This is a genomic window from Pseudomonas sp. RGB (genome assembly GCF_007713445.1).
In the GTDB taxonomy this organism is placed as follows: domain Bacteria; phylum Pseudomonadota; class Gammaproteobacteria; order Pseudomonadales; family Pseudomonadaceae; genus Aquipseudomonas.
On sequence record NZ_VMSH01000001.1, the window covers coordinates 267,118 to 290,216 of the forward strand.

Below are 23,099 nucleotides of genomic sequence, written 5' to 3' on the forward strand. Positions count from 1 at the left end.
TCGCAACTTCGTACAAAAAAAATAAGAGTGCACACCTATGCCCGTACCCGATCTGTTCCGCGACGGCCTGGCCCGCGGCTGGAAAACCCACAATGGCGCCGCACTCGACAGCGACCTGACGCTGGAAGCCGATGTGGTGATCATCGGCAGCGGTGCCGGCGGTGGCACCACTGCCGAAATCCTCAGCGCCGCCGGCTACAAGGTGCTGCTGATCGAAGAGGGCCCGCTCAAGACCAGCAGCGACTTCAAGCTGCTCGAAGACGAGGCCTACGCCAGCCTGTACCAGGAAGGCATTGGCCGCATGAGCAAAGACGGCGCGATAACCATCCTGCAGGGCCGGGCGGTGGGCGGCACCACATTGATCAACTGGACCTCCAGCTTCCGAACGCCGGACGCCACCCTCACCCACTGGGCCAGTGAGTACGCGGTAAAAGGCCACAGCAGCGCCGAGATGGCGCCGTGGTTCGAGAAGATGGAACAGCGCCTGGGCATCGCCCCGTGGGCCATGCCACCGAATGCCAACAATGATGTGATCCGCAAAGGCTGCGAAAAGCTCGGTTACAGCTGGCACGTGATCCCACGCAACGTGCGCGGCTGTTTCAACCTGGGGTATTGCGGCATGGGTTGCCCGGTCAACGCCAAGCAGTCGATGCTGGTGACTACCATTCCGTCCACCCTGCAAAATGGCGGCGAACTGCTGTATCTCGCCCGCGCAGAACGGCTCAAGTACAGCGGCGACACCATCAGCAGCCTGGAATGCATGGCCATGGACGAGCGTTGCGTCGCGCCCACCGGTCGCAAGATAACCGTCAAGGCCAGGCATTACGTGCTGTCGGGCGGCGGCATCAACAGCCCGGCGCTGCTGATGCGTTCGGACGCGCCCGACCCGCATTCGCGCGTGGGCAAGCGCACGTTCCTGCATCTGGTGAATTTCTCTGCCGGGCAGTTTGACGAGGTGATCAACCCGTTCTACGGCGCGCCGCAGTCAATTTATTCCGATCACTTCCAGTGGCTGGACGGCACCACCGGCAAAATGTCCTACAAGCTGGAGGCACCGCCCTTGCACCCAGGGTTGGCCAGCACGCTATTCGGCGGTTACGGCACCGGCAACGCGCTGGATATGAGCCAGTTGCCCCATACCCACGCCATGCTTGCCCTTTTACGTGATGGCTTTCATCCCGACAGCCCTGGCGGCACGGTGGAATTACGCGGTGACGGTACGCCGGTTCTCGATTACGCAGTATCGCCCTACGCCTGGGACGGCCTGCGCCGAGCCTTCCACAGCATGGCCGAGATCCAGTTCGCGGCGGGCGCCAAGTCGGTCAAGCCGTTGCATCACGACGCGCGTTACGTCAGCACCCTGGCCGAGGCACGCAGCCTGATCGACGGCCTGAGCCTGGAACTGCATCGAACCACCCTGGGCAGCGCCCACGTGATGGGCGGTTGCGCCATGGGCGAAGACCCGAAAAACGCCGTGGCTGACAGCCTCGGTCGCCATCACCAATTGCGCAATCTGTCGATCCACGATGGCTCGTTATTCCCCACCAGCATTGGGGCTAACCCGCAATTGTCGGTGTATGGATTAACCGCACAACTGGCGACAGCGTTGGCCGAACGTCTGAAAACAGCGTGAAAAAACAGGTTATTCGCGGTGTCTATAGTGCTTTCTTCTGCATAAGTTGACTTGGCCGACCGGGATGGCTGCGATACCATCCGGTTCCCCAACGGACTCCGCCAGGACGACGCGATGAACCGAGTGTTGTACCCAGGTACCTTCGACCCGATTACCAAAGGCCATGGCGATCTGGTCGAACGCGCCTCTCGCCTGTTCGACCATGTGATCATCGCGGTCGCTGCCAGCCCCAAGAAAAACCCGCTGTTTCCCCTGGAACAGCGCGTGGAACTGGCGCGTGAGGTCACCAAACACCTGCCTAATGTGGAAGTGGTGGGTTTTTCGACGCTGCTGGCACACTTCGCCAAGGAGCAGAACGCCAATGTGTTCCTGCGTGGCCTGCGTGCAGTATCGGACTTCGAATACGAATTCCAGCTGGCCAACATGAACCGCCAATTGGCGCCGGACGTGGAAAGCCTGTTCCTCACGCCGTCGGAGCGTTACTCGTTCATTTCCTCGACATTGGTTCGTGAAATCGCCGCTTTGGGCGGAGATATCACCAAGTTCGTACACCCGGCTGTGGCGGATGCGCTGACACTGCGCTTCAAGAAATAACTTCTGAAGCGCGGGCTTGTCTGTGCAAAGCCTGACTTGCCAATGCTGAGCCTGACTTGTTCATGCTGAGCCTGGCTTATCTGTGCTGAGCGGGCTTATTGTGGCGAGCGGGCTTGCCCCGCGTTGGGCTGCGAAGCAGCCCCAATAAACCCACCGCATAGTTTCAGCCAAAACACGGCCGCCTGTTTTCAGGGCCGCTTCGCAGCCCAACGCGGGGCAAGCCCGCTCGCCACAATAGGCGCGGCGCTCGCCACAACAGGCACGGCGCTCCCCACAACAAGCCCAGCGATCGCCACAGCTCGCACTGCGAGCGCCAATGCGGCACAATTGCGCGCATTCGTTTTCAGATGCCCTGGCTGACAGCCCTGGCAGGAGTTTCCATGTCCCTGATCATCACCGACGATTGCATCAACTGCGACGTCTGCGAACCTGAGTGCCCGAACGCTGCGATTTCCCAGGGTGAAGAGATCTACGTGATCGACCCCAACCTGTGTACCCAATGTGTCGGCCACTACGACGAGCCTCAGTGCCAGCAAGTGTGCCCGGTGGATTGCATTCCGCTGGATGAAGCACACCCTGAGACTGAAGAGCAGTTGATGGAGAAGTACCGGAAGATTACCGGTAAGGCCTGAGACCCTGTGGCGCCCATCCGGACCTCATCGCAGGCAAGCCAGCTCCCACATTTAAACGTGTGAATACGGTCAAGTGTGGGAGCAGGCTTGCCTGCGATGGCGGCATCAGCCCTCACACAACACTCAGCTCTGGCACTTAGGGCAAAACACACTCGCCCGCTGCCCCAACACCACATTGCGCAACTCGCTGCCGCAGACCTTGCACGCCTCGCCGCCCCGGCCGTAGACGAACAGTTCCTGCTGAAAATACCCCGGCTGCCCGTCACCGCCGATAAAGTCCCGCAATGTGGTGCCGCCACGCTCGATGGCGGCGGCCAGCACACGCTTGATCTCAATTGCCAGCTTCAAGTAACGCCCGCGTGAAATGCCACCGGCGGCGCGACGCGGATCAATCCCGGCGGCAAACAGCGCTTCGGTCGCATAGATATTGCCCACGCCCACCACCACCGCGTTGTCCATGATGAACGGCTTCACCGCCACGGACTTGCCGCGGGACAGCTGGAACAGCCGCTCGCCGTCAAACAGGTCAGTCAACGGCTCCGGCCCCAGGCGAATCAGCAATTCGTGGTTGTGCGGGTCCTGGCTCCAGAGCATCGCGCCAAAGCGCCGCGGGTCGGTGTAGCGCAGCGCCATTCCCGACTCCAGCTCGATGTCCACATGCTCATGCTTGAGCGCGGGCGAACCGGCTTCCACCAGCCGCAGGTTGCCCGACATGCCCAAGTGGCTGATCAAGGTACCCACTTCGGCATTGATCAACAGGTACTTGGCCCGCCGCTCCACCAGCACGATGCGCTGCCCGGACAGGCGCACATCCAGGTCTTCCGGGATCGGCCAGCGCAGGCGCCGCTCACGCACCACCACACGGCTGACGCGTTGGCCTTCCAGGTGCGGCGCAATCCCGCGCCGGGTGGTTTCGACTTCTGGTAACTCGGGCATGTGTACCTCGTGAAAAAAGGGTCAGTGCGCGCCCAGTTCGCGGATCGACAACTTCATGCTTTCGAAGTCGTAGTCCGACAGGCCCACGTAATCCAGCACCAGATGGCCGATGGCATTCCACTCATGGTCCACGGCCTGGTTACCCAGCACGCGACAGGACGAACAGATGTGCTCAGCCATTTTCAGGATGGCCAGCAGGTTTTTAAGTTGCGGCGTGCGCGACGACTCATCGCTGAAAATCGCCAACGCGTTGTGGTGGTTGGCGATCGCGTCGGTCACATGCTCCGGCAGGCGCCAGGATTTGGCGGTGTAGTAGCCGACCACGGCATGGTTGGTGTTGAACGCGTTGTTCTCGGTGTCGACCACGCGGCAATCGGGCCCGGCATTGGCGTAGGCCTGCTCCAGCACCGTCATGTAATCGGGGAACCGCTTGAGCATCAACGGCACGCCGCAATCGTGGAACAGCCCCAGGGCATAAGCCTCGTCCACCGCCTGCGAGCCGGTGCGCTTGGCCAGCGTCAGGCAGGTCATGGCCACATCCTGGGCGGTGTCCCAGAAGCGGTTGAGGGTGACAATGGTGTCGTCGCTCATCTCGCCTTTGATCGACTGTGCGTTGATCAAGTTGATGATCGAACGGCTGCCCAGCAGGTTCACCGCGCGCTGGATCGAGGCAATCTTGTTGCTCAGGCCGTAATACGGCGAGTTGACGATCTTCAGCAATGCGCCGGACAGGCCCGGGTCCTGGGAGATCAACCGCGCGATCACTTCCAGGTCCGGGTCGGGCATGTACTGCTCCATCTGCAAATCCACCATGATTTGCGGTTGAGGCGGCACGCTGATGCCTTGCAGGGCCTGTTGGATCTGTTCGGCGGAAAGCTCTTGGGACATAAGTACACACTCTGGGCTAGGCGGCGATTCTAACCCTTATGAAGACTTGACCGACACCCAAATGCCGAACTGAAACCGGATCAAATGTGGGAGCGGGCTTGCTCGCGAACGCTCGGTGTCAGTCACCGAATACAGTCGCTGATCCACCGCTTTCGCGAGCAAGCCCGCTCCCACATGTCCGGCGGCGCCGCGAATTCATGCACAACACGGTATACTCCCGCTCTTTTTTCCGGAGCGACGTCATGTCCCTGCCAAGCCTGCGTCTCAAAGCCAACGCCGATCGTCGTTTGCGCAACGGCCACCTGTGGGTCTACAGCAACGAAATCGACGTGGCCGCCACCCCACTTCACGGCTTCCAGGCAGGCGACCAGGCTATCCTGGAAGCGGCCGGCGGCAAGACCCTGGGCATCGTGGCCATGAGCCCGAACAACCTGATCTGTGCCCGTCTGCTGTCGCGCGACATCAAGTTGCCATTGGACAAGTCGCTGCTGGTGCACCGCATCAACGTCGCGCTGTCGCTGCGTGATCGCCTGTTCGACAAGCCGTTCTACCGCCTGGTGTACGGCGACTCCGACCTGCTGCCGGGCCTGGTGGTTGACCGTTTCGGTGACATCCTGGTGGTCCAGATCGCTTCGGCGACCATGGAAGCCCACAAAGAAGACGTGATCGCCGCCCTGACCCAAGTGCTCAAGCCAAGCGGCATCCTGTTCAAGAACGACTCCGCCGCGCGCGACGCCGAAGGCCTCAACCGCTACGTTGAAACCGTGTTCGGCCTGGTACCGGAGTGGGTCGCGCTGGAAGAGAACGGCGTGAAATTCGAAGCCCCGGTAATCCAGGGCCAGAAGACCGGCTGGTTCTACGACCACCGCATGAACCGCGCCCGCCTGGCGCCGTATGCCAAAGGCAAACGCGTGCTGGACCTTTACAGCTACATCGGCGGCTGGGGCGTGCAAGCTGCAGCCTTCGGCGCCAGTGAAGTGTTCTGCGTCGACGCCTCCGCCTTCGCCCTCGACGGCGTGGAGCGCAACGCTGCGCTGAACGGCGTTGCCGAGAAGATGACCTGCATCGAAGGCGATGTGTTCGAAGCCCTCAAAGAGCTGAAAGCCAGCGAAGAACGCTTCGACGTGATCGTGGCCGACCCACCGGCTTTCATCAAACGCAAAAAAGACATGAAAAACGGCGAAGGCGCCTACCGCCGCCTGAACGAGCAAGCCATGCGCCTGCTCAGCAAGGACGGCATCCTGGTCAGCGCATCCTGCTCGATGCACTTGCCGGAAGACGACCTGCAAAACATCCTGCTGACCAGCGCCCGTCACCTGGACCGCAATATCCAGATGCTCGAACGCGGCGGCCAGGGCCCGGATCACCCGGTGCACCCGGCGATTGCCGAAACGCGCTATATCAAGAGCATTACGTGCCGGTTGTTGCCCAATAGCTGATTGAACGCGGGCTAAATGTGGGAGCGGGCTTGCTCGCGAAAGCGGCAAGTCAGTCGATGAATGAGTTGACTGACACTACGTATTCGCGAGCAAGCCCGCTCCCACATTTTGGTTTGTGGTGTGTCAGGGCAACTTTCCTATCACCGCAAACCACAACAATTCGGGAACCGTCCTTCAACGGTTTTGATTGAATTCCACATTTCGCAGACTAGTATCGGTTTCTGGAATTACTCCGGAAAACAAAAACAATGTCTGGGCCCTACCTCTCCCGCTTCATCCTCATCACCTGCATTTCCCTGATCAGCTTTTTCCCTATCAACATTCTGCTGCCCTCGTTTCCCGCACTGGCTGCCAGGTTCGACACACCTACCGCAGAAATCGCACTGTCGATCAGTCTGTTCACGCTGGTGTTTTCAGTGTCCCAATTGGTTGCCGGCCCGCTGTCGGATAAATGGGGCCGCAAGGAAGTCCTGCTCGGTTGCATCACGCTGTCGATCCTGGGTGCGATAGGTTGCGCATTATCGACGGACTACCTGAGCTTCCTGCTGTTTCGCTCGGTCCAGGCCATGGGTTGCGGCTTCTTCGTACTGGGCCACGCGTTAGTGGAAGACCTGTTCGAAGAACAGGATCGAGCCCGTGTGCGCCTCTACTACATGACCCTGAGCGGCTCGTTCGTCGCCTTGTCACCGCTGATCGGCTCCTGGTTGCAAACCACCTTCGATTGGCAAGGTAGTTTCTATGGATTCGCACTGATGGCGTTGGGGATGTTGATCCATGCGTTCTGCATACTGCCCTCCAAGTCCGCCAGCCCGCACCGCACGCCGGTGTCGATCATCGGCACGCTGAAAGATGTCGCGACCAATCGCGACTTCCTGCGTTACTGGTGGATCGCCGCGTTGGTGTTCGCCTGCTACTTCGCCTTGATCAGCGTGACACCGTTGATTTTCATGGACTCGTTGAAACTCTCCGAATACCAGTACGCACTGGTACTCATGGTGTATGGCGTGGCCTATCTGCTCGGTGGCTTGGCGGCGTCGTATCTTCAAAAACGCATCTCGCTGTCCCGGCAAATCAACATCGGCCTTGGATTGCTGCTTATCGCAGGCGTGCTTCTGATGCTGATCGTCGGTCTTGGAGCCATCACCACCATCACCCTGCTGATCCCGATGCTGATCAGCGCCCTGGCCGTAACTCTGGTTCGCCCCGCCGCGATTTCCGCCGCCATGTTGCTGTTCTCCAGCAGCGCCGGCACCGCCGCCTCGGCCGGCAACAGCATCATGTTCATCACCGCTGCCGTCAGCAGCGCCGCCCTCGCCCAAGCCGGGGCCAACCTGCTGATGACCATCGCCATCAGCTTCATCGTGCTCAGCGTTTGGGGCGTGATGACGAACGCGCGGGTCGGCCGCTGACCATGAAACTTGCACACCCACACGTCTCGTAAGCGCTATCTACACGCTGGCGGCCATTCCCTCCGGCCGCCAGCGGTGTAGAATCGACGCTATTCATCGCCAGTCATCCCCCGGCGGGTTTATGAGCTCGAGGCCCAAGCACGCGGCGATCCCGCGACGCGAGTGGCAACGTTTGGACACACGGCCATTTTCTGAGTGTTCCAGACGTCAATAGAAGCTCACTTCCCTTTAGTACTTGATTAGCCGCCCGGAGTGCTCCATGCCTGATTACCGCTCGAAAACATCCACCCACGGCCGCAACATGGCCGGCGCGCGCGCACTGTGGCGTGCCACGGGGATGAAAGATGACGACTTCAAAAAGCCGATCATCGCGATTGCCAACTCGTTCACCCAGTTCGTACCCGGCCACGTCCACCTCAAGGACCTGGGCCAACTGGTCGCCCGCGAGATCGAACGCGCCGGCGGCGTGGCCAAAGAATTCAACACCATCGCCGTGGATGACGGCATCGCCATGGGCCATGACGGCATGCTGTATTCGCTGCCGAGCCGCGAGATCATCGCCGACTCCGTGGAATACATGGTCAACGCCCACTGCGCCGACGCCATCGTGTGCATCTCCAACTGCGACAAAATCACCCCCGGCATGCTGATGGCCTCCCTGCGCCTGAACATCCCGGTGATCTTCGTCTCCGGCGGCCCAATGGAAGCCGGCAAGACCAAGCTCGCCTCCCACGGCCTCGACCTGGTCGACGCTATGGTCATCGCCGCCGATTCCAGCGCGTCTGACGAGAAAGTCGCGGAATACGAGCGCAGCGCTTGCCCAACGTGCGGCTCGTGCTCCGGCATGTTCACCGCCAACTCGATGAACTGCCTGGTCGAAGCCCTGGGCCTGGCCTTGCCGGGCAACGGTTCCACGCTGGCCACCCACAGCGACCGCGAGCAGCTGTTCCTGCAGGCCGGCCGTACCATCGTCGAGCTGTGCAAGCGTTACTACACCGACAACGATGAGTCGGTGCTGCCGCGCAACATCGCCAACTTCAAGGCGTTCGAAAACGCCATGACCCTGGACATCGCCATGGGCGGTTCCACCAACACCATCCTGCACTTGCTGGCCGCCGCCCAGGAAGCCGAGATCGATTTCGACCTGCGCGACATCGACCGTCTGTCCCGGCACGTGCCGCAACTGTGCAAGGTCGCGCCGAACATCCAGAAGTACCACATGGAAGACGTGCACCGCGCCGGCGGGATCTTCTCGATCCTCGGCTCGCTGGCCCGTGGCGGCCTGCTGCACACCGACCTGCCGACCGTGCACAGCACGAGCATGGCCGAAGGCATCGCCAAGTGGGACATCACCCAGACCACCGACGAAGCCGTGCATCACTTCTTCAAGGCAGGCCCGGCCGGCATCCCGACGCAAACGGCGTTCAGCCAGTCCACCCGTTGGGACACCCTCGATGACGACCGTGAAAACGGCTGCATCCGCAGTGTCGAGCACGCCTACTCGCAAGAAGGCGGCCTGGCCGTGCTGTACGGCAACATCGCACTGGATGGCTGCGTGGTGAAAACCGCCGGTGTGGATGAATCCATCCACGTGTTCGAAGGCAACGCCAAGATCTTCGAAAGCCAGGACAGCGCCGTACGCGGCATCCTCGCCGACGAAGTAAAGGCGGGCGACATCGTGATCATCCGCTACGAAGGCCCGAAAGGCGGCCCGGGCATGCAAGAGATGCTCTACCCGACGTCGTACCTGAAATCCAAAGGCCTGGGCAAAGCCTGCGCCCTGCTCACCGACGGCCGTTTCTCCGGCGGCACCTCGGGCCTGTCCATCGGCCACGCTTCGCCAGAAGCGGCTGCCGGCGGCGCGATTGGCCTGGTGCAGGACGGCGACAAAGTGCTGATCGACATTCCGAACCGCTCGATCAACCTGTTGATCAGTGACGAAGAACTGGCCGCCCGCCGGGTTGAGCAGGACAAGAAAGGCTGGAAACCGGTCGAGAAGCGTCCGCGCAAGGTCACCACTGCGTTGAAGGCTTACGCCTTGCTGGCCACCAGCGCCGACAAAGGCGCTGTGCGTAACAAAGCGATGCTCGACGGCCTGTAAGCCCCGCGCATAAAAATGCCCCGCCACGTGCGGGGCATTTTTTTATCTGGATAAACCCTTCAGCAGTAAGCCGAGTTCCAACATGAGCATGCGGTCGAATGTGGGAGCTGGCTTGCCTGCGATAGTGGTGGGCCCGACGACCCATGTACTGCCTGATACACCGCCTTCGCGAGCAAGCCCGCTCCCACAGTTGACCAGGTTCCAACATGAGCATGCGGTCGAATGTGGGAGCTGGCTTGCCTGCGATAGCGGTGGGCCAGCCGAGTCATGTACTGCCTGACACACCGCTTTCGCGGGCAAGCCCGCTCCCACAGGTGACCGAGTTCCAACATGAGCATGCGGTCAAAATGTGGGAGCGGGCTTGCCTGCGATAGCGGTGGGCCAGCCGACTCATCTACTGCCTGACACACCGCCTTCGCGAGCAAGCCCGCTCCCACAGTTGATCGGGTCCCACCTTAAGAATGCGGTCGAATGTGGGAGCTGGCTTGCCTGCGATAGCGGTGGGCCAGCCGACCCATGCACTGCCTGACACACCGCCTTCGCGGGCAAGCCCGCTCCCACAGTTGACCGGGTTCCACTATGAGAATGCGGTCAAAATGTGGGAGCGGGCTTGCTCGCGAAAGCAGGCGGCTCGGTCTTACTGAATCTCGTCCGGCTTGACGATCACCCAGTTCTTGTCCGCCGTCACCGGCAGCCCTTCCTTGGCCTGGGCCGCCGCGTGTTTGGCCATCATGCCGTTGAGTTGGGTCATGTATTTATCCTTGCGGTTGATCCACAGGTGGACGCCACCCTTGGCCACGTCCACATCGTGAAACAACATGTAGCCGTCGCTGGTAGGGGTGTCGCCGCCGACGATCACCGGTTTTTTCCACTCATCGATGTAGGTGAGGATCGCCGCGTGCTTGCCAGCCATCCAGGTCGCCGGGGTCCACAGGTACGGGGTCAGTTCCAGGCCGAGGTTGGCTTTTTCGTCGTATTTGCCGGCGGCGATCTGCTTACGCGCGGTGGTCAGCTCGCCGGTCTTGCGATCCTTGAGCAAGGTGCTCACGCCGATGACGTTCTCGGGTTTGACGTTGTAGCCGTACTTCGGATCGGCGGCGACCATGCGCACCAACTCCTCGGACGCGGCGGTCATCACATACACCTCGATGCCGTTTTCCATCAGCTTGTTGAACAGCTCAGCCTGGCCGGTGAAGACTTTCGGCGGCTGCACGTCCATGGTCTTGACCACGTCACCGTCGTAATAGGTGACCGGCACCGGCTTGCCCGACGCCATCATCTCGTCGACATAGCCCTTGAGCTCCTTGAGGGTGAAGCCGGAGAAAATCTGCGCAACCCACGGGTAGCAGACCATGTCGTCCACTTCGCAGAGTCGGTAGTAGTAGCTGAACAGGCTTTCCTTGTGGTCGGCGGTGTCTTTGAACGGAATCAGCTTGAGGGACGGGTCCATGGTGTCGCGGGTGATCAGGCCTTTGTTCTCAAGGTACGGCAGCAGGGACTCTTCGAGGTCGTAGCGGTAACTGGTGTTGTCCATGTCGAACACCGCGAAGTTACCCTTGTTGGCGTTGGCGGCGATCATCTTGTTCAGTTGCTCGGCGGCAGGCGCCGGCCAGTGCTTCAACTCGGTGGCGGCAAATGCCTGGCTGGCGAGGCCCAAGCAGAAGGCGGCGGCCAGTAGTGTTGGCGCGAACTTCATAAGCGATTTCTCCCTGAGTGAAAGACATCGACGCTAACAAATCTGTGTGACAGTTATCGCCCGAGCACGACCGCTTGCGTCGTGATTGCGCCAAGGGCGTGTGCCTGAGCGTCAAAGGCTTATTCCAAAAACGACAGTCACCATTCCATATCGGTATTAAATCAATATATTTCAAGCTGTTAGGCTTTCCGGTTCGCAATCGCAGGCTCACGCGATTGGCTGCCTTCTCAACGGAGCTTCAATGAATCTGCCCCTGATTCTCAACGTACTGGTGTTCGTGGCCCTGCTTTTGGGCCTGGCACAAACCCGCCGCACACACTGGAGCCTCGCCAAGAAGGTTCTGTTCGCGCTGGTGCTCGGCGTGCTGTTCGGCGCGGCGTTGCACACGATTTATGGCGACGGCAACCCGGTGCTCAAAGCCTCGATCAGCTGGTTTGATCTGGTCGGCAATGGTTACGTGCAGTTGCTGCAAATGATCGTGATCCCGCTGGTATTCGCCTCGATCCTCAGCGCGGTGGCGCGTCTGCATAACGCCTCGTCCCTGGGCAAGATCAGCTTCCTGACCATCGGTACGCTGCTGTTCACCACGGCAATTGCGGCGCTGATCGGTATCGGCCTGACCAACCTGTTCGGCCTTACCGCCGAAGGCCTGGTGGCCGGCACCCAGGAAATGGCGCGCCTGCAAGTGATCCAGAGTGATTACGCAGGCAAGGTCGCCGACCTGAATATTCCGCAGCTGCTGCTGTCGTTCGTGCCAGCCAATCCGTTTGCCGACCTGGCCCGGGCCAAGCCGACGTCGATCATCAGCGTGGTGATTTTTGCTGCGTTTCTCGGGGTTGCCGCACTGCAACTGCTCAAGGACGACGTGGAAAAAGGCCAGAAAGTGCTCAACGCCATCGACACCCTGCAAGCCTGGGTGATGCGCCTGGTGCGCCTGGTGATGAAGCTGACGCCCTACGGCGTGCTGGCGCTGATGACCAAAGTGGTCGCCGGCTCCAACCTGCAAGACATCATCAAGCTCGGCAGTTTTGTGGTGGTGTCGTACCTGGCGCTGGGCCTGATGTTTGTGGTGCACGGCCTGCTGCTGTCGCTGGCCGGGGTCAACCCGCTGCGCTTCTTCCGCAAGGTGTGGCCAGTGCTGACCTTTGCCTTCACCAGCCGCTCCAGCGCAGCCGCCATCCCGCTGAGCATTGAAGCGCAGACCCGCCGCCTGGGTATCCCGCAATCGATTGCCGGTTTCGCCGCCTCGTTTGGCGCGACCATCGGCCAGAACGGTTGCGCCGGTCTCTACCCGGCCATGCTCGCGGTGATGGTTGCACCGACCGTGGGCATCAACCCGCTCGACCCGCTGTGGATCGCGACGCTGGTCGCAATCGTGACCTTGAGCTCGGCCGGTGTGGCCGGTGTTGGCGGCGGCGCGACCTTTGCCGCGCTGATCGTACTGCCGGCGATGGGCTTGCCGGTGTCACTGGTGGCGCTGCTGATTTCCGTGGAGCCGCTGATCGACATGGGCCGTACGGCGCTGAACGTGAACGGTTCGATGACGGCGGGTGCGATTACCAGCCAGATCATGGGGCAGACGGATAAAGCGTTGCTCAATGCCGATGAGCACGCTGAGTTAGCGCAGGCCTGATAGACCGCTATCGGGGGCAAGCCCCCTCCCACACTTGATCGCGTTCACTCGGTCAACTGTGGGAGGGAGCTTGCCCCCGATGCTTTTAGGCTTTTTCCCAGACTTCGAAGTTGTAGGCGGGCTTATCGCCCTCGCCCGGGTTCTCGACATTCGACACCAGCTTCCACTGGTTCAGATCAAACTCGGGAAACCACGCGTCCCCGTTCGGGCTCAACGCAACCCGCGTCAGATACAGGCGATCCGCCTGTTCCAACCCTTGCGCATACAACTGCGCACCGCCGATCAGCATCAGCTCATCCACGCCCTGCTCCAACGCCCAGGCCTCGGCCCGTTCCACCGCCGCAGCCAGCGACGGAAAAACTTCCGCACCTTCAAGCGCCAGATCGGTCTGACGGCTGACCACGATATTCAAGCGCCCCGGCAGCGGTCGGCCCAGCGAATCCCAGGTCTTGCGCCCCATGATGATCGGCTTGCCGAGCGTGGTGGCCTTGAAATATTTGAAATCCCCCGGCAAATGCCAGGGCATGCTGTTGTCGACGCCGATCACGCGGTTTTCACCGAGGGCTGCGATCAGGCTTAAAGGGAGAGTTTTTTTCATGGCGACGAGAATACCAGAGCTGCGAGTCAGCGGTTATGCTCCAACCTCACTTGCTCAACAGGACGGCGCGTGACTGCTCTGAATCCCCTGCACACCCTTTGGCTGACAGAAACCGTGCGCCTGCGTGAAGAACACGCCGGCCCACTCGAAGACTTGGAAGCCAACCGCTTGGCCCGCACGGCCGGTGGCGACTTGCCGACGCGCATCCAGGCGCGCGCCCTGCACTTGGCCGAACGCGACGGATTGACCGCCGCCCTCACCCGCTGGCTGCAAGGCGCCCGTTTGGCGCTGGTGCTGTTGGCCGTGGTCGCGGTGATCAGTGGCGCCGGCCTGGCGTTTGCCGCGCTGGGTAACGGCCTGACCCCGGTGAATGTGTTCTGGGCGCTGGGCAGTCTGCTCGGCTTGAACCTGATTCTGCTGCTGAGCTGGGCCTTGGGCCTGGCGTTTGCCGGCGAGCACAGCGCCAGCCTCGGCCGCCTGTGGCTGTGGCTCAGCGAAAAATTCGCGCGTGATGCCAAGGCGGCTCAATTGGCGCCGGCACTGCTGCTGTTGCTGCAACGCCACAAACTCAATCGCTGGGCAGTGGGTGTGCTGGTCAACAGCCTGTGGTTGCTGGCATTGCTCAGTGCCATGGTGATTTTGCTGACACTGCTGGCCACCCGGCGCTACGGTTTTGTGTGGGAAACCACCATCCTGGGCGCCGACACCTTTGTCGCCGTCACCCAAGCCCTCGGCAGCCTGCCCGCGCTGCTGGGCTTTAACGTGCCGACCGTCGACATGATCCGCGCCAGCGGCGACTCCGCCCTGAATATCGAAAGCGCACGCCAAGCCTGGGCCGCCTGGCTGGTCGGCGTGCTGCTGGTGTACGGCCTGCTGCCGCGGTTGATCCTCGCGCTGCTGTGCCTGTGGCGCTGGAAACGCGGGCGCGCCGCCCTGCGCCTGGACCTCAACCTGCCCGGCTACAGCCCGTTGCGCGAACGCCTGATGCCAAGCAGCGAACGGCTCGGTGTCAACGATGCAGCGCCCGAACAGCTGCACCAGGTCAGCGGTGGCGTCAGTGAACTGCAGAGCGACGGCGCCCTGCTGGTGGCCATCGAACTCGACGATCAGCACCCGTGGCCGCCCAAATTACCGGCCAGCATCAAAAACGCCGGCATTCTGGACAGCCGCGAATCGCGCAACAAACTGCTGGAACAGCTCACGCGCTTCCCACCCGCACGCCTGGCCATCGCCTGCGACCCTCGTCGCTCGCCTGACCGTGGCAGCCTGGCGCTGATCGCCGAACTGGCACGCAGCGCCACGGCCACCCGCGTGTGGCTGCTGCAGGCACCGCCCGGCCAGGCGCTGGACGCCGAGCGCCTTGGCGATTGGCACGCCGCGTTGCACCAACTCGAACTGCCCTTCGCCGACTGCGCGCCGCTCACATGGCTGGAGACCGGTCATGACTAAACCGCTGAAACTGGCCGTGGTCGGCCACACCAACGTCGGCAAGACGTCGCTTTTGCGCACGCTGACCCGTGACGTCGGCTTCGGCGAAGTCTCCCATCGCCCCAGCACCACGCGGCATGTGGAAGGCGCGCGGTTGTCGGTCGACGGCGAAGCCTTGCTGGAGCTGTACGACACGCCCGGCCTGGAAGACGCAATCGCCCTGCTCGACTACCTGGAGCGCCTGGATCGCCCCGGCGAGCGCTTGGACGGCCCGGCACGCCTGGCGCGTTTCCTGGAAGGCAGCGAGGCGCGCCAGCGTTTCGAACAGGAGGCCAAGGTTTTGCGCCAACTGCTGGCCTGCGACGCCGGCCTGTATGTGATCGACGCTCGCGAGCCGGTGCTGGCCAAGTACCGCGACGAGCTGCAAGTGCTGGCCAGTTGCGGCAAGCCGCTGCTGCCGGTGCTCAACTTCGTCAGCAGCAGCGACCACCGCGAACCCGACTGGCGCGAAGCCCTGGCCCGCCTGGGCCTGCATGCGCTGGTGCGGTTCGACAGCGTCGCGCCGCCGGAGGACGGGGAGCGCCGCCTGTATGAAAGCCTGGCCCTGCTGCTGGAGAATGCGCGGCCGCAGCTGGAACGGCTGATCCTCGATCAGCAAGCCCAGCGCCAGGCCCGCCAGCAGAGCGCCGCGCGGTTGATCGCCGAATTGTTGATCGACTGCGCCGCGTGCCGGCGCAGCGTGGTCACCGAGGATGAACAGCAAGCCATCGGCGATTTACGCAAGGCCGTGCGCCAGCGCGAACAAAAATGCGTGGAAGCCCTGCTCAAACTTTTCGGCTTTCGCCCGCAGGACGCCACCGCCAGCGACTTGCCGCTGCTCGACGGCCGTTGGGGCGATGACCTGTTTAACCCCGAAACCCTCAAACAACTTGGCGTGCGCGTCGGCGGCGGGATCGCCGCAGGCGCGGCCGCCGGGGCCGGCGTGGATTTGCTGGTTGGCGGCCTGACCCTGGGCGTCGCCGCGATTGCCGGTGCGATTGCCGGCGGTGCGCTGCAAACCGCGCGCAGCTACGGCAGCCGTCTGCTGGGCAAGATCAAGGGCCATCGCGAGCTGACCGTCGACGACAGCGTGCTGCGCCTGCTCGCCTTGCGCCAGCGCCAGTTGCTCAAGGCCCTGAACCTGCGTGGCCATGCGGCGATGCATAGCATCAAGGTCGACACGCCTCAGGACAAAACCTGGCGCGAGGGCAAGCTGCCGGACGCGCTGCATAAAGCCCGCGCGCACCCGCAATGGTCGTCCCTCAACCCTCACGCCAAACTCAGCCAGGCCGAGCGCCAGGAACAGGTCGAGGCGCTGGCCCTGCGCCTGGATGAACGCTAAGCCGCAAGCAGTCGCCGGGCCTTGGCCTTCAACATTTCAAGGTCCAGCACCGGCACGTGCATGTCCTTGGCCTGCTCATCCCAGTGGCGCATGCGCAGGCTCACCGAACAAAGCGGGTCCTGCTCGAACGCCTGGGCTTCTTCGGCGCTCATCACGCCGCCCTGGTAACTCAGGGTTCGGCGACTGGCTTCGCTCAAGCGCGCGTAATAGGCCGGCTGGCTGAAGGTCAGGTAACGCTTGGCCTGCACGTGATACTCCACCAGCCTGGCCATGCGTTCGCTGAACCCTGCGCGGCGCAAATAATCCGCGCCCAGCCGCTCGTGGCTGACCACGCCGTAACCGCCCATGTTCTCGCCGCCCTGGCCGCAGAGGTGCCCGATGTCGTGGAAAAACGCTGCCAGCACCACTTCATCGTCAAAGCCCTCAGCCATGGCCAACTGTGCGGCCTGGGACATGTGTTCGATCTGCGACACCGGCTCGCCGATGTAGTCCGCCGTGCCATGCAGCTCGTACAAGCCGAAGAGTTCGGCAATCGCCTGTTCCGGGTTCATCACGCCTCACCCCACACCGTGCTGATGTTTCGTTCGGCCATCGCCGGCCCGACGCTCATGCCCACACCGGTGTGCATCAACGCCGCGCTCACGCCCGGTGCTACGCGCAGGAACGAAAACGGCGCCGGCCCACGCGCGCCATACACGCCCTGCCAGCGCTCCACCACCTGAACCTTGCAACCCAGGGTCTGCTGCGCCAGTTCGATCATCCAGTCATCGACCTGCTCGGTATTGAATGGCGAGGCATCGCGGCCGTAGTCATGGGAATCACCGATGATCAGTTCGCCATAAGGCGTCGGGCTGATCAGCAAGTGAATGCCGTGTGCATGCAAATGCGGTGCATCGCACAGGATTTGCGCCTGCACGGGCGCCGCTTCCGGCAAATCGGCGAAGGCGCCGTAATGCACACAACTGAGGCCTGTGAGCAACGCGTGTTGCAGGTTCAGGTTGACGGCTGGGCGGGCGCGCAGCATTTGCAGGCGACAGACACTCGGGTTGAGTTCGGCGATCGATTCCGCCAGCAGGGTTTGGTAGTCGTGGCCGGAGCACACGATGACCTGCTCGCCACGAAAGCTCCCCGCCGTGGTGTGCACGTGGCCAGGCTCAACGTCGCGCACCAGCGTGGAAAAATGAAACTCCACCTTCAATTCGCTGCGAAGGTAGTTGATCAGCGCCGGAATCGCTTCGCGCGAATACAACTGCTGATCGTCCTTGCCATGCAGCGCGGCGCGGTGATGGCGGAACTGGCCGCTATATAGGTCCTTCATCGCCGCGCCTTGCAGCAGTTCGACGTTGTAGCCGTAAGCCTGTGCACGACCGGCGCAAAAAGCTTCCAACAGCTGTTCCTCCGCCTCTGTACGCGCAAACAGGTATGAGCCCTTGCGCTTGAGCTGCAGGCCGGCGACCTGCGCCCAATGCCCCCAGATATCACGGCTTTGCTGGGCCAGGTCGAGCATCGGCCCCGGCGGTTGGCCGGTGACCAGCGCCTGGCCAAAGTTGCGCACTGAGGCGCCGAGCGGCGTGGCGCTGCGTTCGAATACCTTGACCTTGAGGCCGCGGTTGGCGGCGGCGTAGGCGTGGGACAGGCCGAGGATGCCGGCGCCTATGATGAGCAGGTCGCTGTGTTGTGTCATGAAGAAATGTCCTGAATTCGAAGCCGCTATCGCCGGCAAGCCAGCTCCCACATTTTGATTTGTGAACACCGTCAAATGTGGGAGCTGGCTTGCCGGCGATGAGGCCATAAGCCCTAACGAAAACCTTACTGACCGGCCACCTTCTCCGACTTGCCGTCATAGCGCTTGCGCCATTCAGTCAGGATGCTGTCGCGGTTTTTCGAGGCCCACGCAAAGTCGTTCTTGATCAGGCGCTGCTCATAATCGGCCGGCAATTCGGTCTGCGGCTTGGCGATACCGGGCTGGGCAAGTACGGCAAAGTTGTCTTTGTACAGGTCCATCGCCGCTGCACTGGCGGAGAAGTCCGCGAGCTTTTTAGCCGCATCGGCGTGGGCAGTGCCCTTGATCACGGCAGTCGCTTCAATGTCCCAGCCCAGGCCTTCTTTGGGCAGGATGATGTCCAGCGGCGCGCCCTGGCGTTTCAGTTGAACGGCGGGGTACTCGAAGGAAATACCAATCGGGAATTCACCCGAGGCCGCCAGCTTGCACGGCTTGGAACCGGAGTGAACGTACTGGCCGATGTTCTGGTGCAAATCGTCCATGTACTGCCAGCCCTGCTTCTCGCCGAAGGTTTGCAGCCAGGCACTGACATCCAAAAAGCCGGTGCCGGAGGAGGCCGGGTTGGGCATCACGATCTTGCCTTTGTACTCAGGCTTGGTCAGGTCTTGCCAGCTCACCGGCTTGGTCAGACCCTGTTTCTGGGCTTCGATGGTGTTAAAGCAGATGGTTGCGGCCCACACGTCCATACCCACCCACGCCGGCGGGTTGGCAGCGTCGCGGTAGTTTTTGCCGATTTTGTCCAGGCCCTTCGGCGCATAGTTATCCAGCATGCCTTGCTGATCGAGAATCGCCAGGCTAGAGGCCGCCAGGCCCCAGACCACGTCGGCTTGCGGGCGGTCTTTCTCGGCCAGAAGCTTGGCGGTGATGATGCCGGTGGAGTCGCGCACCCATTTGATCTCGACGTCGGGATTGGCCTTTTCGAAGGCCTGCTTGTAGGTCTTCAACTGCTCGGCTTCGAGGGCCGTGTACACGGTCAGCTCGGTCTTGGCGAAGGCATTCAGGCTGAATGCGGTGAGTACGGCAGCGACCAGCGCCAGGGGCTTGAACATGGAGCACCTCCTTCAAGGATGGTTATTGGCCGGGCGCGGTCTGGCGCCAGGCTTGAGAGCGACGCAGTGCGCCACGTGAGGCCCACGCCAGCAGCAGCGAGACGCCGGCCGAGGTGAACAGAATCAAGGTCGACATGGCCGCCGCACCGCCCACGTTGCCGGCGTCGTCCATGTTCAATACGGCGACGGCGGCGAGGATGGTGTCGGGGCTGTAGAGGAAAATTGCGGCCGACACGGTGGTCATCGCCGACACAAACAGGTAGCGCACGATGTCCAGCAGCGCCGGCAGGCAGATCGGCACGGTGACACGCAGGTAGTGACGGTACAGCGGCGCCTTGAGGGACAGCGCGGCGGCTTCGAATTCGCAGTCGAGCTGGCGCAGCGCCGTGGTCGCGGTCATCTGCGCGGTGGTCAAATAGTGCGCAATGGTGCACACCACCAGCAGGGTCATCGTCCCGTAGAACACATGCAGCGGGTTGCCGCCCAGGTTGAAAAAGAACACGTAGCCCAGGCCCAACACCAGGCCCGGCACGGCCATCGGCACAAAGCTGAGCATGCGCAGGGCCAGGTTCAGGCCCTTCTGGCTTTTGGTCTTTTCCATCAGGTAGGCGCCGGTGAAGATCAACACGCTGCCGATCAGCGCCGTGCACAGCGCCATGGTCAGGCTGTTGCGGTAAGCCAGCCAACCGCCGCCGGCCGTGTCTTCGAACTGGTAGTGGTTGAGCGACAACGACAGGTTGTACGGCCAGAATTTCACCAGCGAGGAATACACCGCCATGCCGAATACCAGCAGCAACACCGCGCAGATCAGCAACACAATGGCCAGGTAGCAACCGTCGCGCAGCCGCGAGGGTGCCGGCTGGAACACCTGGGCGCGGCCGCTCATGGCATCGCCCTGCCGACGGCGCAGCCAGGCATCGACGCCAAAGCTGAACAGCGCCGGCAGCAGCAACACCATGCCGATCAACGCACCGCGACCGAACTGTTGCTGGCCGACCACCGCCTTGTAGGCTTCCAGCGCCAGCACCTGATAATCGCCGCCGACCACGACGGGCACGCCGAAGTCGGTGATGGTCAGGGTGAACACCAGGCAAAACGCGGCGAACACCGCTTGGCGCGTGGCCGGCCAGGTGATGCTGCGAAACGCCCGCGCGGGGCTGGCGCCCATGCTTGATGCCGCATCGAAAAGCTGCGCATCCGCCAGCGAAAGTGCTGACAGCAGGATCATCAAAGCGTGTGGGAAGGTGTAGATCACCTCGCCGAGAACAATGCCCCAGAAGCCGTAGATATTGTCCGAGAGCACACCGCGCAACAGGCCTTGATTGCCGAACAGGTACACCAGCGCAATCCCCGGCAGCATCGACGGCGCCATCAACGGCAGCAGTGACAGACCACGCCACATCGCTTTGCCGGGAATCAGCGTGCGTTGCAGGGCGTAGGCAAACAGATAGGCCAGCGGTACGACGATGGCCGCCACGCTGAGGGAGACTTTCAGGCTATTGCCCAGCAGCCAGTGGAAGTTAGCGCTGGTGAGCATTTCCCGCGCCGCAGCAAGACCGCCGCCCTGCCCCACTTCGCTGCTGAAACCGCGCCAGAAGATTGCCAGCAATGGCAGCAATACGGCGACACCCAGCAGCACCAGCCACAGCAGTTTGCCGCCGAGCACAAAAATACGGTCGCCGTTTTCGGCGCGCGATACCGGACGCGGCAGGGTCATCACAGCCGCCATCTCAGGCAAACACCTGCAGGCTGCGCGGTGGCAAGGCGACCCAGATGTCCTGGGCACCCAGGCGCGGCATGGCTTCCGGGGCCAACTCAGCCAGCAGCGCGTGGCCGGGCAATTGTTCCAGCTCAAAACGCATGCGGCAGCGGTTACCAAGAAACGTGATTTCGCGAACCTTGGCCGGGAACAGGTTTTCTTCATGCACCGGCGGGTTGACGCTGATGGCTTCCGGGCGGCAGAACAAGCGCCCGGATTTCGCCACGCCTGCATCGTCGGCCAGGCGCATGTTCAGCCCGCCGACCTGGGCATGGCTCGCACTGTTGCGGCTGAACGGCAGCCAGTTACCCTGGCCGACAAACTCCGCCACAAACGGCGTGGCCGGGCGGTCGTAGATTTCCTGGGGCGTGGCGTATTGCTCGACCTTGCCGTTGTTCATCACGGCAATGCGGTCGGCCATCAGCATGGCCTCGTCCTGATTGTGGGTGACCATCAGCGTGGTGATACCCAGGCGCCGCTGCAGCTGACGCAGCTCGGTGCATAAATGCTCGCGCACGCGGGCGTCGAGGGCGGACATGGGTTCGTCGAGCAGCAACAGCGAGGGCGCCGGTGCCAGGGCACGGGCCAGGGCGACGCGTTGTTGCTGGCCGCCGGAAAGTTGGCCGGGGTATTTCTTTTCGCTGCCCAGCAGGCCGACCAGTTCGAGCATCTGACCGACGCGCTTGCGCACCTCATCACGGCCGCTGCCGGTGAGGCCGTAGCCGATATTCGCCTCGACGGTGAGGTTGGGAAACAGTGCGTAGGACTGAAACAGAATGCCGTAGTCCCGCGCCTGCGGCGGCAGTAGGGAAACGTCGCGGTTGCCCAGGCGCAGCTCACCGCTGTCCTGGCGTTCAAGGCCAGCGATGCAGCGCAGCAAGGTGGTCTTGCCGCAACCGGACGGGCCCAGCAGGCACACCAGCTCGCCGGCGGCGACGTCCAGGGACACATTGTCCAGCGCAGTAAAGGCACCGAAGCGTTTCTGGATACCGCGCACCGTCATCGGCGCGCCGGGGTGGGTCAGGGCTGTGTTCATGGAGGCACCTCATCAAACGGATGAAGGCCATGCTAGGTGGGCAATGCGTACCTGATGTGGCAGGAAGGCAAAATGCGGTGATAGTGGTATTGGTGGATTTGTGTAGGATTTGGAGACTGTGTCGTCAGGGCTGACGCCATCGCGGGCAAGCCCGCTCCCACATTTTGATGTGTGAACGCATTCAAAGGTGGGAGCTGGCTTGCCTGCGATGGCGATTCCAATGCCACAGCAAATCTCAGAGTGGCGACATTTCCTGCGCCAACCCAAGAAACGCCGCCGGCAGGCGCGCCGACTTTCGTTCCTTGAGGCAGTACAAATACTCCGCAATCTGCGGCGCGTTCTCGATGGTCAGCACGCGCAACTGCGGGTCATGAGGCACTTCCTGACGAGCGATGATGCTGATGCCGATGTTGCGCAGCACCGCCTCGCGGATCGACTCACGGCTGCCAATCTCCAGCAACGGCCCGTAACTCACCCCGGCGCCCTGCAGCATTTCTTCGGTCAGCCGCCGCGTGGTGGAGCCCGCCTCACGCATCAGCAAGGTATGCCCGGCCAACGCATTGAGCGGCACGTGATCGAGCTTGGCCAAGGGATGATTGCGGTGCACCGCCAACACCAAAGGATCGGTGCCCAGCACGCGGCGAATCAGGCGGGGGTCTTCCAGCAGTTGGGACGACGCGGCGACATCGACGCGGTAATCGTCGAGCGCTTCGAGCACCTGCTGGGAGTTGCCGATTTCCACCGACACCTCCACTTGCGGCAGGCGTTCGCGAAAGGCTTTGACCAGGTCGAGGATGTAATACGGCGCCGTTGCGGCAATCCGTAACGTGCCCTGGACCTGTCCGTTGTTGCGCAGAAAGAACTCGATGTCGGCTTCCTGCTGCAACAGCGCCTTGACCATCGGCAGCAGGCGCGCGCCGTCGTCGCTGACGGTAAGGCGGCGCCCGCCACGGTAGAACAGCTCAACGCCGTATTGGCTTTCCAGGTTGCGAATCTGGGTAGTCACCGTGGGCTGGCTCAGCCCGAGTTTTTTCGCCGCCTGGGTAATGCTGCCCAGGCGGGCGACCATAAAAAACGCCTTTAACTCGGCACTCAGCACGCCAC

19 protein-coding genes are annotated in these 23,099 nt (G+C 62.1%); 9 read left to right on the forward strand and 10 right to left on the reverse strand.

Annotated elements, in window-relative coordinates; all coding sequences use genetic code 11:
- The first annotated feature begins 37 nt into the window (after positions 1-37).
- The 3 genes from FPT15_RS01255 (at position 38) to FPT15_RS01265 (ending at position 2,859) form a co-directional block, all read left to right on the forward strand.
- Positions 38-1,633, forward strand: coding sequence for a GMC family oxidoreductase (locus FPT15_RS01255; RefSeq protein ID WP_145157768.1), 1,596 nt, complete (start codon positions 38-40; stop codon positions 1,631-1,633).
- Between the two features lie 114 nt (positions 1,634-1,747).
- Positions 1,748-2,227, forward strand: a complete 480-nt coding sequence (gene coaD / locus FPT15_RS01260; RefSeq protein ID WP_003176711.1) for a pantetheine-phosphate adenylyltransferase — start codon at positions 1,748-1,750, stop codon at positions 2,225-2,227.
- Positions 2,228-2,607: 380 nt separating this feature from the next.
- Positions 2,608-2,859 carry a YfhL family 4Fe-4S dicluster ferredoxin gene (locus FPT15_RS01265; RefSeq protein WP_003195146.1) on the forward strand — a complete coding sequence of 84 codons (252 nt, stop codon included), beginning with the start codon at positions 2,608-2,610 and terminating at the stop codon, positions 2,857-2,859.
- Positions 2,860-2,982: 123 nt separating this feature from the next.
- Here the strand turns inward: FPT15_RS01265 and mutM are convergent, their stop codons facing one another.
- On the reverse strand, positions 2,983-3,795 hold the full coding sequence (gene mutM, locus FPT15_RS01270; protein ID WP_145157771.1) for a bifunctional DNA-formamidopyrimidine glycosylase/DNA-(apurinic or apyrimidinic site) lyase: 813 nt from the start codon (positions 3,793-3,795) through the stop codon (positions 2,983-2,985).
- A gap of 21 nt (positions 3,796-3,816) precedes the next feature.
- Positions 3,817-4,629, reverse strand: coding sequence for an HDOD domain-containing protein (locus FPT15_RS01275; RefSeq protein WP_178119648.1), 813 nt, complete (start codon positions 4,627-4,629; stop codon positions 3,817-3,819).
- A gap of 296 nt (positions 4,630-4,925) precedes the next feature.
- Here FPT15_RS01275 and FPT15_RS01280 point away from each other — a divergent pair, with 296 nt between their 5' ends.
- From FPT15_RS01280 to ilvD, 3 genes are all read left to right on the forward strand, one after another.
- Positions 4,926-6,122: a class I SAM-dependent rRNA methyltransferase gene (locus FPT15_RS01280; RefSeq protein ID WP_003213799.1), complete on the forward strand. Its 1,197-nt coding sequence runs from the start codon at positions 4,926-4,928 to the stop codon at positions 6,120-6,122.
- A gap of 248 nt (positions 6,123-6,370) precedes the next feature.
- A complete protein-coding gene (locus FPT15_RS01285) occupies positions 6,371-7,531 on the forward strand; it encodes an MFS transporter (RefSeq protein WP_145157776.1) in 1,161 nt (386 codons plus the stop codon).
- A gap of 259 nt (positions 7,532-7,790) precedes the next feature.
- The gene (gene ilvD, locus FPT15_RS01290; protein WP_124418674.1) at positions 7,791-9,632 is read left to right on the forward strand and encodes a dihydroxy-acid dehydratase; all 1,842 of its coding nucleotides are present in this window, start codon (positions 7,791-7,793) and stop codon (positions 9,630-9,632) included.
- Positions 9,633-10,269: 637 nt separating this feature from the next.
- On the opposite strand, the gene FPT15_RS01310 is transcribed toward ilvD, so the two are convergent.
- On the reverse strand, positions 10,270-11,328 hold the full coding sequence (locus tag FPT15_RS01310) for a haloacid dehalogenase-like hydrolase (protein WP_145157782.1): 1,059 nt from the start codon (positions 11,326-11,328) through the stop codon (positions 10,270-10,272).
- A gap of 241 nt (positions 11,329-11,569) precedes the next feature.
- Here FPT15_RS01310 and FPT15_RS01315 point away from each other — a divergent pair, with 241 nt between their 5' ends.
- Positions 11,570-12,961, forward strand: a complete 1,392-nt coding sequence (locus FPT15_RS01315; RefSeq protein ID WP_145157785.1) for an L-cystine transporter — start codon at positions 11,570-11,572, stop codon at positions 12,959-12,961.
- Positions 12,962-13,046: 85 nt separating this feature from the next.
- Here FPT15_RS01315 and FPT15_RS01320 read toward each other — a convergent pair whose 3' ends face one another.
- Positions 13,047-13,559, reverse strand: a complete 513-nt coding sequence (locus FPT15_RS01320; RefSeq protein ID WP_145157787.1) for a dihydrofolate reductase — start codon at positions 13,557-13,559, stop codon at positions 13,047-13,049.
- Between the two features lie 69 nt (positions 13,560-13,628).
- Between FPT15_RS01320 and FPT15_RS01325 the strand changes: the two genes are divergently transcribed.
- Both FPT15_RS01325 and FPT15_RS01330 read left to right on the forward strand, forming a co-directional pair.
- On the forward strand, positions 13,629-15,008 hold the full coding sequence (locus FPT15_RS01325; protein WP_145157789.1) for a DUF2868 domain-containing protein: 1,380 nt from the start codon (positions 13,629-13,631) through the stop codon (positions 15,006-15,008).
- Positions 15,001-16,368 (forward strand): GTPase/DUF3482 domain-containing protein, encoded by a 1,368-nt coding sequence (locus FPT15_RS01330; protein ID WP_145157791.1) that lies wholly within the window; start codon positions 15,001-15,003, stop codon positions 16,366-16,368. The genes FPT15_RS01325 and FPT15_RS01330 overlap by 8 nt, the downstream gene beginning before the upstream one ends.
- Here FPT15_RS01330 and FPT15_RS01335 read toward each other — a convergent pair.
- From FPT15_RS01335 to FPT15_RS01360, 6 genes are all read right to left on the reverse strand, one after another.
- Positions 16,365-16,919 carry a phosphonate degradation HD-domain oxygenase gene (locus FPT15_RS01335; RefSeq protein ID WP_145157794.1) on the reverse strand — a complete coding sequence of 185 codons (555 nt, stop codon included), beginning with the start codon at positions 16,917-16,919 and terminating at the stop codon, positions 16,365-16,367. The genes FPT15_RS01330 and FPT15_RS01335 overlap by 4 nt on opposite strands.
- Positions 16,919-18,052: a TIGR03364 family FAD-dependent oxidoreductase gene (locus FPT15_RS01340; protein ID WP_145157797.1), complete on the reverse strand. Its 1,134-nt coding sequence runs from the start codon at positions 18,050-18,052 to the stop codon at positions 16,919-16,921. The genes FPT15_RS01335 and FPT15_RS01340 overlap by 1 nt, the downstream gene beginning before the upstream one ends.
- Before the next feature lie 125 nt (positions 18,053-18,177).
- Positions 18,178-19,200: a putative 2-aminoethylphosphonate ABC transporter substrate-binding protein gene (locus FPT15_RS01345; RefSeq protein WP_145157799.1), complete on the reverse strand. Its 1,023-nt coding sequence runs from the start codon at positions 19,198-19,200 to the stop codon at positions 18,178-18,180.
- Positions 19,201-19,222: 22 nt separating this feature from the next.
- Entirely contained in the window at positions 19,223-20,929 is a 1,707-nt protein-coding gene (locus FPT15_RS01350) for a putative 2-aminoethylphosphonate ABC transporter permease subunit (RefSeq protein WP_145157802.1), read from the reverse strand.
- A 1-nt stretch (position 20,930) separates the two neighbouring features.
- Positions 20,931-21,995, reverse strand: a complete 1,065-nt coding sequence (locus FPT15_RS01355; protein ID WP_145157804.1) for a putative 2-aminoethylphosphonate ABC transporter ATP-binding protein — start codon at positions 21,993-21,995, stop codon at positions 20,931-20,933.
- A 235-nt stretch (positions 21,996-22,230) separates the two neighbouring features.
- On the reverse strand, positions 22,231-23,094 hold the full coding sequence (locus FPT15_RS01360) for a LysR family transcriptional regulator (protein ID WP_145157807.1): 864 nt from the start codon (positions 23,092-23,094) through the stop codon (positions 22,231-22,233).
- Between the last annotated feature and the right edge of the window lie 5 nt (positions 23,095-23,099).

Coding starts and splice junctions, on each gene's coding strand:
- FPT15_RS01330 (WP_145157791.1), top strand. CDS start 15,001: ATGACTAAACCGCTGAAACTGGCCGTGGTCGGCCACACCAACGTCGGC.
- FPT15_RS01320 (WP_145157787.1), bottom strand. CDS start 13,559: ATGAAAAAAACTCTCCCTTTAAGCCTGATCGCAGCCCTCGGTGAAAAC.
- FPT15_RS01340 (WP_145157797.1), bottom strand. CDS start 18,052: ATGACACAACACAGCGACCTGCTCATCATAGGCGCCGGCATCCTCGGC.
- FPT15_RS01315 (WP_145157785.1), top strand. CDS start 11,570: ATGAATCTGCCCCTGATTCTCAACGTACTGGTGTTCGTGGCCCTGCTT.
- FPT15_RS01265 (WP_003195146.1), top strand. CDS start 2,608: ATGTCCCTGATCATCACCGACGATTGCATCAACTGCGACGTCTGCGAA.
- FPT15_RS01310 (WP_145157782.1), bottom strand. CDS start 11,328: ATGAAGTTCGCGCCAACACTACTGGCCGCCGCCTTCTGCTTGGGCCTC.
- FPT15_RS01355 (WP_145157804.1), bottom strand. CDS start 21,995: ATGAACACAGCCCTGACCCACCCCGGCGCGCCGATGACGGTGCGCGGT.
- ilvD (WP_124418674.1), top strand. CDS start 7,791: ATGCCTGATTACCGCTCGAAAACATCCACCCACGGCCGCAACATGGCC.
- FPT15_RS01345 (WP_145157799.1), bottom strand. CDS start 19,200: ATGTTCAAGCCCCTGGCGCTGGTCGCTGCCGTACTCACCGCATTCAGC.
- coaD (WP_003176711.1), top strand. CDS start 1,748: ATGAACCGAGTGTTGTACCCAGGTACCTTCGACCCGATTACCAAAGGC.
- FPT15_RS01280 (WP_003213799.1), top strand. CDS start 4,926: ATGTCCCTGCCAAGCCTGCGTCTCAAAGCCAACGCCGATCGTCGTTTG.
- FPT15_RS01335 (WP_145157794.1), bottom strand. CDS start 16,919: ATGAACCCGGAACAGGCGATTGCCGAACTCTTCGGCTTGTACGAGCTG.
- FPT15_RS01350 (WP_145157802.1), bottom strand. CDS start 20,929: ATGGCGGCTGTGATGACCCTGCCGCGTCCGGTATCGCGCGCCGAAAAC.
- mutM (WP_145157771.1), bottom strand. CDS start 3,795: ATGCCCGAGTTACCAGAAGTCGAAACCACCCGGCGCGGGATTGCGCCG.
- FPT15_RS01285 (WP_145157776.1), top strand. CDS start 6,371: ATGTCTGGGCCCTACCTCTCCCGCTTCATCCTCATCACCTGCATTTCC.
- FPT15_RS01255 (WP_145157768.1), top strand. CDS start 38: ATGCCCGTACCCGATCTGTTCCGCGACGGCCTGGCCCGCGGCTGGAAA.